Source organism: Streptomyces sp. NPDC085481 (assembly GCF_044541845.1).
In the GTDB taxonomy this organism is placed as follows: domain Bacteria; phylum Actinomycetota; class Actinomycetes; order Streptomycetales; family Streptomycetaceae; genus Streptomyces.
This window is the reverse complement of record NZ_JBITTJ010000001.1, coordinates 932,979-951,220: the sequence shown is the minus strand read 5'-3', so window position 1 is coordinate 951,220 and position 18,242 is coordinate 932,979. Positions and strand designations below refer to the sequence as shown.

At 72.5% G+C, this 18,242-nt stretch carries 14 protein-coding genes; 9 read left to right on the top strand and 5 right to left on the bottom strand.

Annotated elements, in window-relative coordinates; translation table 11 throughout:
- The first annotated feature begins 107 nt into the window (after positions 1–107).
- The 5 genes from ACIGEZ_RS04415 to ACIGEZ_RS04395 all read left to right on the top strand — a co-directional run bounded on the left by ACIGEZ_RS04415 (position 108) and on the right by ACIGEZ_RS04395 (position 5,967).
- On the top strand, positions 108–1,058 hold the full coding sequence (locus ACIGEZ_RS04415; RefSeq protein WP_399825504.1) for an EamA family transporter: 951 nt from the start codon (positions 108–110) through the stop codon (positions 1,056–1,058).
- Positions 1,059–1,063: 5 nt separating this feature from the next.
- Positions 1,064–2,035 carry a DMT family transporter gene (locus tag ACIGEZ_RS04410; protein ID WP_399825501.1) on the top strand — a complete coding sequence of 324 codons (972 nt, stop codon included), beginning with the start codon at positions 1,064–1,066 and terminating at the stop codon, positions 2,033–2,035.
- Between the two features lie 10 nt (positions 2,036–2,045).
- Entirely contained in the window at positions 2,046–2,966 is a 921-nt protein-coding gene (locus ACIGEZ_RS04405) for a LysR family transcriptional regulator (RefSeq protein ID WP_399825499.1), read from the top strand.
- A 60-nt stretch (positions 2,967–3,026) separates the two neighbouring features.
- Positions 3,027–4,178 (top strand): allantoicase, encoded by a 1,152-nt coding sequence (alc, locus tag ACIGEZ_RS04400; protein WP_399825496.1) that lies wholly within the window; start codon positions 3,027–3,029, stop codon positions 4,176–4,178.
- 67 nt (positions 4,179–4,245) lie between these two features.
- On the top strand, positions 4,246–5,967 hold the full coding sequence (locus ACIGEZ_RS04395; protein WP_399825493.1) for an FG-GAP-like repeat-containing protein: 1,722 nt from the start codon (positions 4,246–4,248) through the stop codon (positions 5,965–5,967).
- 104 nt (positions 5,968–6,071) lie between these two features.
- Here the strand turns inward: ACIGEZ_RS04395 and pepN are convergent, their stop codons facing one another.
- The 4 genes from pepN to ACIGEZ_RS04375 form a co-directional block, all read right to left on the bottom strand.
- Complete coding sequence (gene pepN / locus ACIGEZ_RS04390; RefSeq protein WP_399825491.1) at positions 6,072–8,648, bottom strand: aminopeptidase N; 2,577 nt, start codon at positions 8,646–8,648, stop codon at positions 6,072–6,074.
- Positions 8,649–8,788: 140 nt separating this feature from the next.
- Positions 8,789–9,805, bottom strand: a complete 1,017-nt coding sequence (locus tag ACIGEZ_RS04385; protein ID WP_399825488.1) for an aspartate-semialdehyde dehydrogenase — start codon at positions 9,803–9,805, stop codon at positions 8,789–8,791.
- 194 nt (positions 9,806–9,999) lie between these two features.
- Positions 10,000–13,326: a S8 family serine peptidase gene (locus ACIGEZ_RS04380; protein WP_399825486.1), complete on the bottom strand. Its 3,327-nt coding sequence runs from the start codon at positions 13,324–13,326 to the stop codon at positions 10,000–10,002.
- Positions 13,327–13,514: 188 nt separating this feature from the next.
- On the bottom strand, positions 13,515–14,057 hold the full coding sequence (locus tag ACIGEZ_RS04375) for a CGNR zinc finger domain-containing protein (RefSeq protein ID WP_399825484.1): 543 nt from the start codon (positions 14,055–14,057) through the stop codon (positions 13,515–13,517).
- A 145-nt stretch (positions 14,058–14,202) separates the two neighbouring features.
- On the opposite strand from ACIGEZ_RS04375, the gene ACIGEZ_RS04370 reads away from it, so the two are divergent.
- The 4 genes from ACIGEZ_RS04370 to ACIGEZ_RS04355 all read left to right on the top strand — a co-directional run bounded on the left by ACIGEZ_RS04370 (position 14,203) and on the right by ACIGEZ_RS04355 (position 17,400).
- The gene (locus tag ACIGEZ_RS04370; RefSeq protein ID WP_399825481.1) at positions 14,203–15,090 is read left to right on the top strand and encodes a pyridoxamine 5'-phosphate oxidase family protein; all 888 of its coding nucleotides are present in this window, start codon (positions 14,203–14,205) and stop codon (positions 15,088–15,090) included.
- Between the two features lie 55 nt (positions 15,091–15,145).
- Positions 15,146–15,661, top strand: coding sequence for an HPP family protein (locus tag ACIGEZ_RS04365; RefSeq protein ID WP_399825478.1), 516 nt, complete (start codon positions 15,146–15,148; stop codon positions 15,659–15,661).
- Between the two features lie 22 nt (positions 15,662–15,683).
- The gene (locus tag ACIGEZ_RS04360) at positions 15,684–16,151 is read left to right on the top strand and encodes an NUDIX hydrolase (RefSeq protein ID WP_399825476.1); all 468 of its coding nucleotides are present in this window, start codon (positions 15,684–15,686) and stop codon (positions 16,149–16,151) included.
- Positions 16,152–16,257: 106 nt separating this feature from the next.
- The gene (locus ACIGEZ_RS04355; protein WP_399825474.1) at positions 16,258–17,400 is read left to right on the top strand and encodes a serine hydrolase domain-containing protein; all 1,143 of its coding nucleotides are present in this window, start codon (positions 16,258–16,260) and stop codon (positions 17,398–17,400) included.
- A 4-nt stretch (positions 17,401–17,404) separates the two neighbouring features.
- Here the strand turns inward: ACIGEZ_RS04355 and ACIGEZ_RS04350 are convergent, their stop codons facing one another.
- The gene (locus ACIGEZ_RS04350) at positions 17,405–18,235 is read right to left on the bottom strand and encodes a hypothetical protein (protein ID WP_399826212.1); all 831 of its coding nucleotides are present in this window, start codon (positions 18,233–18,235) and stop codon (positions 17,405–17,407) included.
- Positions 18,236–18,242 lie beyond the last annotated feature (7 nt).

The window sequence follows — 18,242 nt, the reverse complement described above, 5'->3', positions numbered from 1 at the left end:
CTGCTGACTCGATGGCAAGAAAGCCACTTGCAAGTAAGTAGCTTAGTGGTAAGTTAATTACCGGCAAGCCAGTCAGGGCTCGCCACACACCTCAGGGGGAACCTGCCATGTCCCGCAAGGCCGCCACGGTCGCACTGACCGCCCTCGCCCCGACCTCCTGGGGCTCCACCTACTTCGTCACCACGGAGTTCCTGCCGCCCGACCGGCCGCTGTTCACCGGCCTGATGCGCGCGCTGCCCGCCGGACTGGTGCTCCTCGCCCTCACCCGCAAGCTGCCGCAGGGCGCCTGGTGGTGGAAGTCCGCCGTCCTCGGTGCCCTGAACATCGGAGCCTTCTTCCCGCTCCTCTTCCTGGCCGCCTACCGTCTGCCCGGCGGCGTCGCCGCCGTCGTCGGCTCGGTCGGACCGCTCTTCGTCGTCGGCCTGGCCGCCCTCTTCCTGGGCGACAGGCCCACCGTGAAGGTGCTGCTCACCGCGATCGCCGCCGCCTTCGGTGTCAGTCTCGTGGTGCTCAAGGCCGGAGCCGCGCTCGACGCGGTCGGTGTGGTCGCCGGACTGCTCTCCTCCCTGTCGATGTCCGCGGGCACCGTCTTCACCAAGCGCTGGGGTCGCCCCGAGGGGGTCGGCGCCCTCGCCCTGACCGGCTGGCAGCTCACTGCGGGCGGCCTGATCGTCCTGCCCATCGCCTTCCTCGCCGAGGGCGCCCCGCCCGCCCTCACCGGCACCAACCTGGCCGGCTACGCCTACCTCGCCTTCGGCAACACCGCGATCTCCTACTTCCTCTGGTTCCGGGGCATCGAGCGGCTCAGCGCCTCCTCCGTCACCCTCCTCGGCCCGCTCTCGCCCCTCGCCGCCGCCGTCATCGGCTGGGCGGCGCTCGGCCAGGCGCTCGGCCCGGTGCAGCTGATGGGCATGGCGATCGCCTTCGGTGCCACGCTGGTGGGTCAGCTGAACCCGCGTGCTCCCAAGGCTGCCGCGGACGGAAGATCGTTCAGCTCTACTGAAAGGAACAGTCAGGAAGTTTCGATGGACGTGGAGGGTTCCGGGGTGCGACGTTAAGGCCCATGAGCCTGATCGCCGCACGTCACCCGACCGCCACGGATACCGACACCGCCACCACCGACACCGCCACCACCGACACCGCCACCACCGAGAGGCCGGCACCCGCCAAGCGGGGCGCCGGCCTCGGCGTGTTCCTCGCCCTGCTCGCCACCGTCGTCTGGTCCGGCAGCTTCGTCGCCGCCCGCGCCCTGCACGACACCGTCCCGCCCGTCCAGGCCGCCTTCTGGCGCTGGATCGTGGCGATCCTGGTCGTCACCCCCTTCGCCGCCCGCGCCACCTGGCGGCAGCGACACCTGATCCGCCGTCACCTCGGCTTCGTCGTCCTCGCCTCGCTGCTCGGCATCACCGTCTACAACACCCTCGTCAACCAGGCCGGACTCACCACCTCCGCCGGCAACATGGGCATGATCATGGCCACCTCGCCGGTGATCATGGCGCTGTACGAGCGGTTCGGCGGCGCCCGGCTCGGGGCCCGGCGCGTGACGGGCATGGTGATCGCCTGCGCCGGCGTGCTGCTCCTGGTCGGCAAGGGGGCGCTGCCGGCCCGGCTCGGCGCCGGCGACCTGTGGATGTTCGCGGCGGCGCTCAGCTTCGCCTCGTACAGCGCCCTGCTCAAGCGGCGCCCGGACGGACTCGGCGGGGTCGTCTTCCTCTACACGACCTTCGTCGCCGGCGCCCTGATGCTGCTTCCGGTGTACGTGTCCGACCTCGCGGCCCACGGCGGCTTCGAGCCCACCGCCGGCACCGTCGGCCCGCTCGTCTACGTCGGCGTCCTCTCCTCCGCCGTCGCCTTCTTCGCCTGGAACAAGGCCATCGGCCTGATCGGCGCCGCCCGCGCCGGCATCGTCTACTACCTCCAGCCGGTCTGCGTCGCCCTCCTGTCGTACGCCCTGCTCGGCGAGCGGCTCGGTGCCCTCGGCGTGGCCTGCATGGCGCTCATCCTCGGCGGAGTGGCCCTGAGTTCGGCCCGGTAGGTTGCGCTCCATGACCGAGTGGGACATCAAGAAGCTCCAGATCCTCCGCACCCTCCGCGACCGCGGCACCGTCACCGCGACCGCCCAGGCGCTGCTCATGACCCCCTCGGCCGTCTCGCAGCAGCTCACCAACCTGGCCAGGCAGCTCGGCGTCCAGCTCCTGGAGGCGCACGGGCGGCGGGTGCGGCTCACCGACGCCGCGCACCTGGTGCTGCGCCACGCCGAGGCGGTCTTCGCCCAGTTGGAGCGGGCCGAGGCCGAACTCGACGGGTATCTGCGGGGCGAGGCGGGACGGGTGCGGGTCGCGGCGTTCTCCACCGCCGTGCCCGCGCTGCTCGTCCCCGCCGTCCAGGCGCTGCGCACCGCCCACCCCGGGCTCGACGTCCGGGTGCGGGAGGCCGAGGCGGCGGAGGCGTACGACCTGCTCACCGCGGGCGACGTCGACCTGGCCCTGTCGCTCGCCGCCCACGCGCCCACCGCCCGCGACCCCAAGTTCACCCGGGTCCCGCTGCTCGCCGACCCGCTCGACGTTGCCCTGCCCGCCGGGCATCCGCTCGCCGAGGCACCCGGCCTCCGGCTCGCCGACCTCTCCGCCGAGGCCTGGATCTTCGGCGGCTCCGGGCCCTGGTCGGAGATCACCACGGCCGCCTGCGAGGCCGCCGGATTCGTGCCCGAGCAGGCGCACAGCGCGGCCGGCTGGACCGCGATCCTCGCCATGGTCGAGGCCGGCATGGGCGTGGCCCTGGTGCCCCGGATGGCCGCCGCCGAGCGCCGTACCGGGGTGGTCATGCGGGTGCTCTCGGCCGACCAGCCGCGCCGCCACGTCGTCGCGGCGGTACGGCGCGGGGCGGAGGAGGGGCCGGCCGTGGCGCGGGTCCTGGCGGCGCTCCGGCAGGCCGCGGTGCAGCGCGAGACCGTTCAGCAGAGCTGAAAAGGACCGTCGAAAACATTCGATGGACCTGTGTGGTCTACCGGCGGCACAGTCGACGCCATGAGCCTCCACGACACCGCATCCGCCCTCGCCCAGGACCTCGACCCGCACACCAACGACGCCGCGCCCTACGCCGGCGGCGACCCCTACGCCGACTACCGCGCCGGCGACTTCCCCTTCACCGAGCTCGTCGACCTCGCCGACCGCCGCCTGGGCGCCGGAGTGGTCGCGGCGAACGACGAGTTCTTCGCCGAGCGCGAGAACCTGCTCGTCCGTGAGCGCGCCGTCTTCGACCCCGAGCACTTCGGCCACAAGGGAAAGATCATGGACGGCTGGGAGACCCGGCGCCGCCGGGGTGCCGACGCCGGCCACCCCTTCCCCGCCCCCGAGGACCACGACTGGGCGATCGTCCGCCTCGGCGCCCCCGGCGTCATCCGCGGCATCGTCGTCGACACCGCCCACTTCCGCGGCAACTACCCGCAGCGCGTCTCGATCCAGGCCGCAGCCGTCGAGGGCTCCCCGAGCCCCGCCGAACTCCTCGACGCCACGTGGGAGGAGCTGGTGCCGCCCACCCCCGTACGCGGCCACGCCGCCAACGGCTTCACCGTCGACGCCGGACGCCGCTACACCCACGTACGGCTCTGCCAGCACCCCGACGGCGGCATCGCCCGCCTCCGCGTGCACGGCGAGGTCGTCCCCGACCCCGAGTGGCTGGCCGTGCTCGGCACCCTCGACCTGGTCTCCGTACTCAACGGCGGCGTGTACGAGGACGCCTCCGACCGCTTCTACTCCTCGCCCACCCAGATCATCCTGCCCGGCACCTCCCGCAAGATGGACGACGGCTGGGAGAACCGCCGCCGCCGGGTCCGCGGCACCAACGACTGGGTGCGCTTCCGGCTCGCCGCCCAGGGCGCCGTCCGGGCGGTGGAGATCGACACCGCGTACCTCAAGGGCAATTCGGCGGGCTGGATCGCCCTCCAGGGCTGCAACGGTGATCCCTCGGGAAGCGCGGAGTGGTTCGAGATCATCCCGCGCACCCGGCTCCAGCCCGACACCCTGCACCGCTTCGTGCTCCCGGCCCAGGCCGTCGTCACCCACGTCCGCCTCGACGCCTTCCCCGACGGCGGCATCGCCCGGATGAGGCTGCACGGCAGCCTCACGGAGCAGGGAGCGGCCGGACTGCGGGCCACGTACGCCCGCCTGACCGCCTGAGGGACCGCCCGACCGCCTGACGGACCGCCTGACAGGTACACGGAAACGATCACTAGGCTCTCGGGACATGAGACTCCTGTCCCGAACAGTCGCCGCGCTCGCGCTGCTGGCCGCCGCGGTACTCGCGACCGCGGGGCCGGCCGCCGCCGACGTCGTCGACCCCGCCACCGCGCCGTCCGTGCGGACCATCTCGTACAACGTGTGCGGCGCGTCCACCTGCCGGAGCGCCCTCGACCTGCCGACCTGGACCGCCAAGGTCAAGGAGCAGACGCTCGCCTGGGACACCGACGCCCTGATGCTCCAGGAGCTCTGCTTCGGCCAGTGGGCCGCGCTGCGCGACGCACTGCCCGGCTACACCGGCGTCTGGACCTCCACCACGACCGCCACCGGCTGCGACAAGTGGTCCACCGACACCCGCTTCGGGCTCGGCATCTTCGTCAAGGCCCCGGCGGTCGACCGCTACGCGGCCAACCTGACCGTCCCGGCCGGCCAGGAGGCCCGCTCGGTGCTGTGCGCCCGCGGCCCCGTCGACGGCCGGACCACGCTGGTCTGCAACACCCACCTCGCCCAGTACATAGAGCCCGACAACGGCTCCGCCGAGGCCCTCTCCCACGTCGACACCTGGGCCGCCGGGCTCCCCGTCATCTTCGGCGGCGACCTCAACGCCGGTACGACGCCGGGGTACGACCCGGTGCTCAACCCGATCCGCGCCGGCCTCCCCGGCACCGGCCCGTTCGCCGAGGCCGACGAGAACGACCACGAATGGTTCGCCCAGGCCGGCTGCGAGGCCGCAGCCACCGAGTGCCACTCCGGAGAGCCGACCGTCAACATCGGCACCACGAACGCCAAGAAGTTCGACCACGTCTTCCTGAGCGCCCGCGACTTCCACACCGTCCGCGCCGACGCCCTCGAGCCCGAGCCGGAGGGTACGGCCCCGCTCTCCGACCACCTGCTGCTGCGCGCCGCCGCCTACCCCGAGCCCCGGCCCGGCACCACCGTCGGCGGCGACCTGACCGGCGACGGCCGGGCCGACTTCCTCGCCGTCAAGGACGACGGCAACCTGCGGCTCTACTCCGGCACCGGCGGCGGCGGGCTCGCCGGCCTGCGCCAGATCGGCACCGGCGGCTGGGCCGGCGCCGCCGTCAGCCACCGCGGCGACTGGACCGGCGACGGCCGCGAGGACGTCGTCGCCCGCATCGGCGACGAGCTGTGGGTCTACCCGAACAAGGGCAGCGGCGAGCTCGGCCCCCGGATCGCCATGGGCGGCCGCCCCACCGGCTGGACGAACGCCACCCCGCTCGCCGCGGGCGACGTGGACGGCGACGGCCTGCCCGACGTCCTCGCCCGCAGCGTCACCGGCCTGTGGCTGCACCGCGGCGGCCCGGCCGTCGACGGCCGGCCGACCTTCGCCGCCAAGGCCGCCCTGAAGATCGGCGACGCCGAGTGGGCCGGCTACGACGTGATCCTGCCCGGCGACGTGACCGGCGACGGCAAGGCCGACGTCTGGGGCCGCGACCGCGCCACCGGCAAGCTCCAGCAGTACGCGAGCCAGGGCAGCCAGCACCTCGCCGTTCCGGTCGAGCTCACCGGCGGCCCGTGGACCCTCGCCGACCGCCGCCTCGCCGTCTCGGCCGGCGACGTCACCGGCGACGGCCTCGCGGACCTGTGGACCACCCGTACCGCCGGCACCGCCGAGAACCTGGAGTTCCTCCCCGGCACCGCCGGCGGCCTCGGCACCCCGGTCACCATCGGCACCGGCGGCTGGCAGTGGCTCACCAACCTGGGCTGACCCGCTGACCCGCTGACCCGCTGACACGCCGAAGGGCCCCCGGACCGTCAGTGGTCCGGGGGCCCCTTCCGTGCGCGATCAGTACGCGATCAGGCCGTCCGCGATCAGGCCGCCGCGGCGTCCGCCGCCTGCGCCTTCAGGGCGCGCTCGACGCCCGCGCGGCACTCCGTCACCATGCGGCGCAGCGCCGGGGCCGGGTCGTGCTCGGCGATCCAGGCGTCCGTGGCGTCCAGGGTGGCCTGCGAGACCTGGAGCGTCGGGTAGAGGCCGACCACGATCTGCTGCACGATCTCGTGGCTGCGGGTCTCCGAGACGCGCTTGATCGAGGCGAAGTACTTCGCCGTGTACGGGGCGAGCAGCTCACGCTGGTCGGACTGCACGAAGCCGCCGATCACGGCCTCCTGCACCGCGTTCGCGAGCGTGTCGGACTCCACGACCGAGGCCCAGGCCGCGGCCTTGGCGGCCTCGGTCGGCCGGGCCGCACGGGCCGTCGCCGCGTGCCGCTCGCCCGCCGCCGTACGGTCCCGCTCCAGCTCCGCCGCGATCTCCGGCTCGTCGAACCGGCCGGTCGCCGCGAGCCGCTGCACGAACGCCCAGCGCAGCTCGGTGTCGACGGCCAGACCGTCGATGACCACGCCGCCGTCGAGCAGCCCGGCCAGCAGGTCGAGCTCCGCGTCCTCACGGGCGGTCGCCGCGAAGGCCCGCGCCCACGCCAGCTGGTGGTCGCTGCCCGGCGCCGCCGCCCGCAGCTGCTCCTGCGCCGCCGCGCCCCAGCGGGCCAGGCCCTCGGCCCGCCACTCCGGCGCCGCGTAGAGGTCGAGGGCGGCCTTGACCTGGCCCTGGAGCGACTGGACCACGCCGATGTCGGACTCCTTGGTGATGCCGGAGAGCACCAGGTCCAGGTAGTCGCGGGTGGCCAGCTCGCCGTCGCGGGTCATGTCCCAGGCCGAGGCCCAGCACAGCGCCCGCGGCAGCGACTCGGTGAAGTCGCCCAGGTGCGCGGTGACGTTCTTCAGCGACACCTCGTCCAGGCGGACCTTGGCGTACGACAGGTCGTCGTCGTTGAGCAGCACGACCGCGGGCCGCTGCTTGCCGGCGAGCTGCGGCACGGCCGTCAGTTCGGCGGCCTCGATGTCCAGCTCGACCCGCTCGGTGCGGACCAGCTTGCCGCCCGCGTCCAGGTCGTAGAAGCCGATCGCGATCCGGTGCGGGCGCAGGATCGAGACGCCCTTGGCGCCGGCCGGCAGCGCCGGGGCCTCCTGGCGGACGGCGAAGGCGGTGATGGCGCCGTTCTCGTCGGTCTCGATCTCGGGCCGCAGGATGTTGATGCCCGCGGTCTCCAGCCACGCCTTCGACCAGGCCTTCAGGTCACGCCCGGAGGTCTCCTCCAGGGCGCCGAGCAGGTCGGTCAGACGGGTGTTGCCGAAGGCGTGCGCCTTGAAGTACGCCTGGACGCCCTTGAAGAACTCGTCCTGGCCGACGTACGCCACCAGCTGCTTCAGGACGGAGGCGCCCTTGGCGTAGGTGATGCCGTCGAAGTTGACGAGCACGTCCTCGAGGTCGTTGATCTCGGCCATGATCGGGTGCGTGGACGGCAGCTGGTCCTGGCGGTAGGCCCAGGTCTTCTCCGCGTTGGCGAAGGTGGTCCAGGCGTTCGGCCAGCGGGTGCCCTCGACGGAGGCCTGGCAGGCGACCGACGTGTAGGTGGCGAACGACTCGTTCAGCCACAGGTCGTTCCACCACTCCATGGTGACGAGGTCGCCGAACCACATGTGGGCGAGCTCGTGCAGGATCGTCTCCGCCCGGCGCTCGTACGCCGCGTCCGTCACCTTCGACCGGAACACGTACTGGTCGCGGATGGTGACCGCGCCCGCGTTCTCCATCGCGCCGGCGTTGAACTCCGGCACGAACAGCTGGTCGTACTTCGCGAACGGGTAGTCGTACGCGAACTTCTCCTGGAACCAGCCGAAGCCCTGGCGCGTGACGTCGAAGATGTGGTCCGCGTCGAGGAACTCGGCCAGCGACGGACGGCAGTAGATGCCGAGCGGCACGACCTGGCCGTCGGAGCCCTCGTAGGTGGAGTGCACCGAGTGGTACGGGCCGACGATCAGCGCGGTGATGTACGTGGAGATCCGCGGGGTCGGCTCGAAGACCCACACGTCGTCCTTGGGCTCCGGCGTGGGGGAGTTGGAGATGACCGACCAGCCGGACGGGGCCTTCACGGTGAACTGGAAGGTCGCCTTCAGGTCCGGCTGCTCGAAGGAGGCGAAGACGCGGCGGGCGTCCGGCACCTCGAACTGCGTGTACAGATAGGCCTGGCCGTCGACCGGGTCGACGAAGCGGTGCAGGCCCTCACCGGTGTTGGTGTACGCGCAGTCCGCGACGACCTTCAGCTCGTTGCGCCCCTGCTCGAGGTGGGGCAGCGCGATCCGCGAGTCCCGGAAGACGGCGGCGACGTCGAGGGCGTGCCCGTTGAGCACGACCTCGTGCACGGCGGGGGCGACGAGATCGATGAAGGTCTCGGCACCGGCCTCGGCGGAATCGAAGTGGACGGTGGTGACGGACCGGTAGGTGCCGCCCTCCTGCGCACCGGTGAGGTCGAGGTCGACCTCGTACGCGTCCACGGACAGCAGCTTCGCCCGCTGCTGCGCCTCTTCACGGGTCAGGTTTGTGCCAGGCACCCGGTCAACTCCTCGGTTTCGTGACGTTTGGCCCATCCTTCCACGGGGCGTGTCGGCAGCGCACCGGACATTTCCCAGGGCGAACAGGCGAGGGGCGGCCGTCCCACGGACGGCCGCCCCCCGGCGCCTGGCCGGAGGCCTCAGCCCTGCAGCTCGGCCGCCACCAGCTCCGCGATCTGCACGGCGTTCAGGGCCGCGCCCTTGCGCAGGTTGTCGTTGGAGAGGAAGAGCGCCAGGCCGTGGTCGACGGTCTCGTCGACGCGGATGCGGCCCACGTAGGAGGCGTCCTTGCCGGCCGCCTGCAGCGGCGTGGGGATCTCGGAGAGCTCGACGCCCTCGGCGTCCTTGAGCAGCTCGTAGGCGCGCTCGACGCTGATGGGACGCTCGAAGCGGGCGTTGACCTGGAGCGAGTGGCCGGAGAAGACCGGGACGCGCACACAGGTGCCGGAGACCTTGAGGCCGGGGATCTCCAGGATCTTGCGGGACTCGTTGCGGAGCTTCTGCTCCTCGTCGGTCTCGTGGGTGCCGTCGTCGACCAGGTTGCCGGCCAGCGGCACCACGTTGAAGGCGATGGGGCGGCGGTAGACGTTCGGCTCGGGGAAGGCGACGGCCTCGCCGTCGAAGGCGAGCTGGTCGGCCTGCTCGGCGACGGCGCACGCCTGGGTGCGCAGCTCCGCGACGCCGGCCACGCCCGAGCCGGAGACGGCCTGGTAGGTGGTGGCGACGAGGGCGACGAGGCCGGCCTCCTGGTGGAGCGGCTTGAGGACCGGCATGGCGGCCATCGTGGTGCAGTTCGGGTTGGCGATGATGCCCTTGGGGCGGTCCTTGATCGCGTGCGGGTTGACCTCGGACACGACCAGCGGGACCTCGGGGTCGCGGCGCCAGGCGGAGGAGTTGTCGATCACGACGGCGCCCTGGGAGGCGACCTTCTCGGCGAGGGCCTTGGAGGTGGCGCCGCCGGCGGAGAAGAGCACGATGTCCAGGCCGGTGTAGTCGGCGGTGGACGCGTCCTCGACCGTCACGCCGTCGACGACGGTGCCGGCGGACCGGGCGGAGGCGAAGAGCCGCAGCTCGTCGACCGGGAAGTTGCGCTCGGCCAGAATGCTGCGCATGACTGTGCCGACCTGACCGGTGGCTCCGACGATTCCGACCTTCACGGGGACTCCTCCGTACGTTTGTGCAGGCTGCTGCCGTCCATGATGCGTATGTCCCGGCCCGCCTTGTCCAATCCATTGTCCGAGGATCGGGACGGTTCCCGGATGATCAAGCGGAGGACGACAGGGACGACCAGGGAGACGACGAAGGGGCGGGCACCGGTTTCGGTGCCCGCCCCGCCGTTCGTCCGACGGTGTTACGGGGTGACCTTGCCGATCACCACGCTGCCGGTGCCCGCGGCGGTGCCGCGCGCGTTCAGCAGCTGGACCTCGCCGAAGAACTGCCGGCCCTCGGGGGCGGCGGCGTTGACCACGACCTCGGCGGCGACCTGGGCGGACGCGCCGTTGGCCAGCTGGACCTGCTGCGACTCGTCGACCTTCACGGAGCCGAGCGCGGACGAGTAGTACACGTCCTTGTAGTCGTAGCTGGTGCCACCGGCCGCCTGCACCGAGTAGCCGTCGATGACGACGGTGTAGGTGCCCGCGGCGGGCTTGACCAGGGAGACGGACTCCTCGGAGTCGCCGTCGGCCGACTGGCCGACCTGGGTGTCGCCGAGCATGACCGTGAGGTCGAGGTCGGCGGTCAGGTCGGAGGTGTTGCCGATGGCGATGTCGAGGCGCTCCACGCCCTCACCGATGGTGATGGTCTTGGTCTGCTGCTCGTGGTGCTGGATGGTCGACTTCTCGGTCTTCTGCGAGCCGAGCGGGCCGCCCTTCAGCCGTCCGTCGAGCGCGGCGAAGCCGTTGGTGACCTTCCACTCCACGGCGGCCGGGGTGCCGATCCTGGCCTCGGGGACCGTCTGGACCGTCGGGTCGAAGTCGGCGCCGAGCACGGACACGTTCAGCTTGAACGGGTTGTCCAGGTCCGGCGAGGTACGGCGGGACTCGACGATGATCTCCCAGACGCCCGGGATCGGGTTCGCGTAGGAGCGCAGGTCAGGACGGCAGGTGTTCGCCGGGTTGTAGTGCGGGTAGCACTGGTTGGTCGCCGTGTCCTCCAGGGCCACGCCGTACGGGTGCTGGGTGATGAACCGGGTCTGGCTCTTCTCCTTCAGCCCGCTGAGCGAGACCTCGAGGGTCTTGGCGCCCTTCGGCACGGTGACGAAGTACGACTTGGCGCTGTTGCGCTGCGTCGAGCCGGTGGCGGTGAAGCCGTAGCCGGGCGCGGTCAGGGGGCTGGAGACGACCGAGGTGGCGAGGATCTGCTTGTCCACGCCCTCGGTGCGCTCGTCGTCGGCCTCCAGGATGACGCTGTGCACGCCGGCGGTCTTCGGGCGGGCCTCCAGCCTGACGGTGACCGGCTTGTTCAGCGGCAGGTCGATCTCGTCGTCGCCGAGGATGCGGAAGGTGCCGTCGTTGTACTTCAGGTCCAGCTCGTGCTCGACGGGCCGGTTCGGGCCGCTCGTGCGCGTGACGGTGACGTCGTAGACCTTCTTCTGGCCGGCCTTGAGGCCGCCCTCGCGGTCGTACACGCCGGTGCCGGTGTGCGGGGCCGGGAAGATCACGGTGTCGACCGGGGCCTCGACCTTGTAGTCGTGGGCGGTGGCGCCGTCCTTGATCGACTCCCAGGCCTCCTCGATGTCCATGAGGCCGGCGCCCTGCTCGTGGGCCGCGACACCCGGGATCCGCTGCGCGGTCGAGGTGAGCGCGGTGCGCAGGGTGAGCGGGGAGAGCGCGATGTGCTTCTGCTTGGCGGCCGAGATCAGCAGCGCGCTCGCGCCCGCCGCCTGCGGCGAGGACATCGAGGTGCCGTTGAGCATGCCGTAGCCGGCGGGCAGCGTGTATCCGGACTCCGGGACGCCCGCGCCGGGCTGCCAGGTCGGGATGGTGTTCACGGCCGAGCCGGGGGCGGAGATGGTCGGGGTGAAGCCGCCGTCCTCACGCGGGCCGCGCGAGGAGAAGGGGAACATGGCGTACTTCTTCTCGACGGCGGAGCCGTAGTTGGCGGCCCAGGTCTCCTTGGAGACGGCCGCGCCGACCGACAGGACCTTGTCGGCCAGGCCGGGGTCGCCGATCGTGTTGATGCCGGGGCCCTCGTTGCCGGCCGAGATGACCAGCTGCACGCCGTACTCGTCGATCAGACGGGTGTAGAGGCGGGCGCGGACGTTGTCGCCGTCGTTCTGCAGCGGCAGGCCGCCGATCGACATGTTGACGATGTCGACGCCGCGCTTGGAGACGAGGTCGATCATGCCCTCGGTGAGGGCGGTGTTGGTGCAGCCGCCGGTCCAGGTGCAGGCACGCGCGGAGACGATCTTGGCGCCGGGCGCGGCGCCGTTCATCCGGCCGCCGAACAGGCCGTGGGCGGCGGTGATGCCGGCCACGTGGGTGCCGTGGGAGGACTCGACGAGGCCGACGTTGACGAAGTCGGCCTTCTTGCCGACCCAGTCGCCGCCCAGCGGGTCCATCGGGACGTCCTTGCGGATCTCCACGACGAACGGGACCTTCTCGACGACCTCGGTGGCCGGGTTGTCGGTGCCGAAGTAGCCGACCTGGTAGCCGTCCTTGTACGGCTTCATCGGCGCGTTGTTCGTGAAGTCGCCGTCCTGGTCGGTGTCCACGACGACGGTGCCGGCGGCGGCGTCGTACAGCATGCCGAAGCGGTCGGTGGTGTCGCCGTCGCGGTTGATGTCGCCCTTCGGGTCGCCGCCCGCGGTGACCGACTCGCTGAAGCGGCTCCACTGGTACGAGCCCGCGGGGGCCTTCCAGCTCTGGCCGCCGGCGGTGAAGACGGGCCCCGCGACCGGGGTGATCTGGGCGCGCCAGGTGCCGTCGCTCTCGGTGAGCGGGTCGGTGGCGGTGACCCAGTCGACGATCTTGCGCTCGCCGGTCGTGGTCTTCTGCAGGGCCGGGTGGCCGAGGTCGACACCGGAGTCGAGGATGCCGATGGTCACGCCGCGGCCGTCGGCCTTGGGGTGCTCCTTGACGAAGTCGACCGCACCGGTCTCGTGGGACGGGTTGTACGGGTTCTTCGCCGGGGTCTGCTTGCCGGGCGCCGGGTACGTCCTGGTGACGGTGGTGCCCTCGACGGCGCCGGTGGTGCCGGCGTCCGGGGTGGGGTCGTCGAGCTCGATCTCCGCCTGGAGGTCGACCGACTGGACCGAGGAGAGCTTGGTGGCGGCCTTGATGGCGGCGCCGGCCTTGCCGGTCGGCAGGGTGGCGCGGACGTAGCCGAGCTTGTCGTCCTGCTTGCCGACGGAGGCGCCGGGGACGGCGTCGAGCTGGCCCGCGACCTGCTCGGTGGCGCCGGGGGCGGTGGCGACGAGGACGGTGACGTTCTTCGCGCCGGTGGCCTCGGCCTCGGAGAGGCGCTGGGCGTCGGTGGTGCCGAGCTTGTCGTTCTCGTCGGCGGGCTTGGCGGTCTGCGCCGGGGAGGTGGTCGCCGGGTCGTCGGCGGCCAGCACCGGGGCGGCACCGGCCGCGACCAGGGCGGTCACGAGTCCGGCGGCGGCGGCGATGCGGGCCGCGCGTCTGGTCCCGGCGGTCGAGCGCCCGGGTATGGAGCTCTGGGTTTCGGGGGTGGTCATTTACATCCCTGTTTGTGAAAGAAGAGGGTCCGGATTCCGGTACCGGATGACCGCTCAGCCTTTCGCAAAGGACAGGGGTTTGGGGAGAGTTCATGGACGGCGGAATGCGTAGGTGGCATACATCCGCCACATCGCAGGATGCGCCATGAGGGACGAATCATCCCCAACGGGGGCGATGCGGCAGGGGATTAGTTGTCCTTTGTACGGGCATAGTGGCGCGAGGCCTTGGCCCGGTTGCCGCACAGCGCCATGGAGCACCAGCGTCGGGTGCCGTTCCGCGAGGTGTCGAAGAAGTGCAGGATGCACGCCTCGTGCGCGCACTTGCGGATCCGTTCCGGATTCGTGCGCAGCAGGTCGAGGTAGTCGCGCGCGGCGGTCCAGCCCGGACCCCAGGCCGGCTCGGCGAACTCCGGCCGCTCGCCCGGGCCTTCGGGGGTGAGGGTGGCCCGGATCCGGCCGTGGCCGAGGACCGCGTCGACCCGGGCGGTGGCGTCCGGGTCTCCCGGCCGGTCGACGAGGGCGGACAGCGCGTCGCGGGCGGCCAGGGTGTGGCGCAGGGTGGTCGCGTCGGCGGGGAAGCGCGCGTCGAGGCCGTTGGAGGCGAGCCAGACGGTGAGCCCGGCGGTGTCGGTGAGCAGGTCCTGGCGCACGCCGTCGGCCATCCAGCGGGTGTTGAGCAGATCCAGCGAGACGGGCTCGCCGGTGAGCGGCCGCGGGTCGGTGACGGTCATGGCGGACGCCCTCCTCGTTGGACTGTTTTCGGCCTAACCCCTCAAGAGTACGTGACCGGTTGCGCACAGCCTTGCCTAACCTCTAAAGTTGAAATGAGAGGTTAGCACTCCCCGTGTCCCCGCGCCGTACCTCCGGAGGATCCCCGTGACCACCGCGTACCACCCCGGCTCCCTCGCCGTGCAGGACCGCCTCGGGGTCCGGCAGACCGCCGAGCACGCCGGCCGCTCCATCGGCCCCGGCATCCGCCCCGTCGCCGCCGCCTTCCTGGAGGCGCAGCCGATGCTCGTGCTCGGCGCCGCGGACCCGGCCGGCCGGGTCTGGGCCAGCCTGCTCACCGGCCGCCCCGGCTTCACCCGGGCCACCGGCCCGCACACCGTCTCCGTCGCCGGCGGCGTCCCCGCCCGCGACCCGCTCGCCGCCGCCGTCACCGAGCCCGGCACCCCCGTCGGCACCCTGGCCCTCGACCCGCGCACCCGCCGCCGCATACGGCTCAACGGCACCGCCCGGCCGAGCGCCCGCGGCTTCCTCGTCGAGGCCGAGCAGGTCTTCTCCAACTGCCCGAAGTACCTCCAGAAGCGCGCCCTGTACGGCTTCGCCGAGGACCTCGGCCCGCAGACCGGTGCCGTGCGGCACGGCCGGGCGCTCACCCCCGACCAGGGGCGCCTGGTCCGTGCCGCCGACACCTTCTTCGTCGCCACCGCCGCCCCCGACGGTGTCGACGCCAGCCACCGCGGCGGCGCCCCCGGCTTCGTCGAGCTGGTCTCGCCGACCGAACTGCGCTGGCTCGACTACCCGGGCAACGCCATGTTCCTCACCCTCGGCAACCTGGAGGCGGACGGCCGCGCCGGCCTGCTCTTCCTCGACTGGCGCACCGGCACCACCCTCCAGCTCTCCGGCTGCGCCCACACCGAGTACGGCCCCGCGGGCCGCGCCGTCCGCTTCCGCCTGGACAGCGTCGCCGAGACCCGTGGCGCCAGCCCCCTGCGCTGGTCGGCCCCCGAGTACTCCCCGTCCAACCCCCCGCTCCACTGAACCGGACCGCTCCCGGCCCGCCACCGCTCCACCGAACCCACCCGAGGACCCGCCCGTGACGACCGCCCCGCCCGCCTCCGCCTCCGCCCCCGCCCGCGTCTCCGCGCCCGCCCGCCCCCGGCCCCGTGTGCTGCTGGCCTCCACCGCCGTCAGCGTCACCGCGCTGCTCCTGCTCGTCGCCGTCGGCTACGCCCTGCACGAGCCGCTGCTCATCCCGCCGCTCGCGGCGAGCATGGCCCTCGTGGCGGGCGCGCCCGACCTGCCGCTGGCCCAGCCCCGCTCGATCGTCGGCGGCCAGTTGCTCTCCGCCCTCACCGGCTTCGCCGTGCTCGCCGTCACCGGTCCGGGACTGTGGGGCGCCGCCGTCGCCGGCGGCCTCGCCCTCGGCGTGATGTCCGCCGCCCGCACCCCGCACTCGCCGGCCGCCGCGACCGCGGTGATCGTCACCCTCCAGAATCCGCCGTTCTGGACCTTCCTCGCCCTGCTCGCCCTCGCCTCCCTCCTCCTCGTCGCCACCGGCCTCGCCGGCGCCCGCCTCTCGGGCCGCCGCTACCCCGCGTACTGGATCTGAGAACAGGCCCTAACCTCCCTTCATGAAGACCGAGTTGAGGGTGGCGGCCTACGCCGTGTGCGTACGGGACGGTGAGGTGCTCCTCGCCCGCTGGGTGGATCGCGCCGGGGTGAAGCGGTGGACGCTGCCCGGCGGCGGCATGGACCACGGCGAACTGCCGGTGCAGACCGTCGTACGGGAGGTGGAGGAGGAGACGGGGTACGTCGCCGAGCCGACCGCACTGCTCGGTATCGACTCCATCCGCCGCGACTGGCTGCGCCGCCTCGCCGGGCCCGGCGACTGGCAGGGGCTGCGGATCATCTACGAGGCGCGGATCACCGGCGGCACCCTGCGCAACGAGGACTCCGGCTCCACCGACCTCGCCGCCTGGCACCCGCTGGAGTCGGTGCCCTCCCTCACCCGCGTCGAACTCGTCGACATCGGCCTCCAGCTCTGGCGCGACCGGCCCCCGCTGGGCCACTCGCCCCTGCACGATCCGGCGAACGGCTGAAAACGGCTCAACCGTCACGACCGGGCTCAACCCGCCGTCCGGCCCCCGCGGTCCCCTCCCGTGACCGAAGCAGAACACACGCAGTACGTACGTCAGGGGAGCTCGTATGTCAGCCGCACGCACCGCCCGCAACGTCGTCGCCGCCACCCTCGTGGCCGGTCTCGCCGCCACCGCCCTCGCCGCGCCCGCCGTCGCCGCCGCACCCCCGAAGGCGGGGCACGCGGCCACCCAGCAGGCCCTCGACAAGGCGGTGGCCGACGGCGTGCCCGGTGCCGTCGCCCAGGCCCGCGACGGGCAGGGCCGCTGGACCGGCACCGCGGGCGAGCGCAAGGGGAACGACCGTTTCCGGGTCGGCTCCATCACCAAGACCTTCACCGCCACCGTCCTGCTCCAGCTCCAGGCCGAGGGCCGGATCGACCTCGACGACCCGGTCGACACGTGGCTGCCCGGCGTGATCCGCGGCAACGGCCACGACGGCCGCAGGATCACCGTCCGCCAGCTGCTCAACCACACCAGCGGCATCTACAGCTACACCAACGACCCCGCCTTCCAGGAGCGGGTGTTCGGCCCCGGCTTCCTGGAGCACCGCTACGACGCCTGGACCCCGGGGCAGCTCGTCGCCGTCGCGATGGCCCACCCGGCCGAGTTCGAGCCCGGCACGGACTGGAACTACTCCAACACCAACTACGTCGTGGCCGGCATGATCATCGAGAAGGTCACCGGGCGCTCCTACGGCAAGGCGGTCGAGAACCGGATCATCAAGCCGCTCAAGCTGCGCGCCACCAGCGTCCCCGGCACCGACGCCCGGATGCCGAAGCCGCACTCTCCCGCGTACTCGAAACTGTCCCGGGAGGCGGTGGGGCCGACGTACGACGTGACCGCGCTGAACCCGAGCATCGCGGGTGCGGCCGGCGAGATCATCTCGGACGCGAACGATCTGCAGACCTTCTACCGCGCCCTGTTCAAGGGCCGGCTGCTGCCGAAGGCCGAGCTGGCGGAGATGACCGACAAGGTCCAGGTCGCCCCCGACCGGCCCGAACTGGGCTACGGGCTCGGGCTCTTCTGGGAGAAGCTGAGCTGCGGCAAGGAGGTCTGGGGCCACGGCGGCGGCATCCACGGCTCCTCCTCCCAGGCCCTGGTGACCCGGGACGGCGAGCACTCGCTCGCCGGGAACTTCAACGCCGACTGGACGGGCGACAGTCACACCCTCGTCGACGCCGAGTTCTGCGGCACCGGCCCGAAGAAGTAGCGGGTCAGCGGGGCAGGACGACGACGTAGGCGGCCGGCTGGCGGTCCGACGCGGCCATCAGGGCGGTACGGACCACGGTCGCCTGCTGGTCCATCGCCTCGCGCAGCTTGCGCGGGGTGATGTGCACGACGGTGATGCCGAGCCGCTCCAGGTGCTCGCGCTTGCGCGTGTACTCGGACCACAGCGCGTCGTCGTCCTGCCGCGGCGCCCGGGTGTCCAGCTCCACGGCGACCGACTGGTCCGGCCAGTAGGCGTCGACGCCGCCGAGGTGCGGGCCGCCCGGCAGCCGCAGGTCCACGTTCCACAGCGGGTCCGGCAGCGCGAACTCGCGCACCATCGCGTACAGCCGGTCCTCGGCGATCGACCGCCCCTCGGCGAGCAGCGCGTCCACCGCGTCCACCACGTGCGGGCGGGTGAGCAGCCGTGCCCGGTTCAACTCCCGTACGACCGCGGCCGGTTCACAGTGGCCGCCGCTCACGGCCTCGGTCAGCAGCCGGCGCACCACGCCCGGGTCGGAGAGCGCCGCGACCGCGTCGGAGAGCGCCCGGGGGACCGGGGCGACCGGCAGCGCGTCGAGCTCGACCGGCTGCGGCGGCTCGGCGGTGCGCACCACGCGCACGTGGCCGGTGGACCGCAGCCGCCGGGTGCGCGGCACCAGGACGTCGACCCGGTCGATCATGACGGGCGGGGGAGCGGAGGCGAAGCGGTGCAGGGAGAGCGCGGCGAGCCCGGTGATCATCGCGCCGGGGCCGGCGTGGGCCATGGCCTCGCGGAACCGTGCCTCGCCGGTGTGGGGGAGGGGGGAGAGGGGGGCGTTGGGGGTGTTGTGGTTCATGCCGACG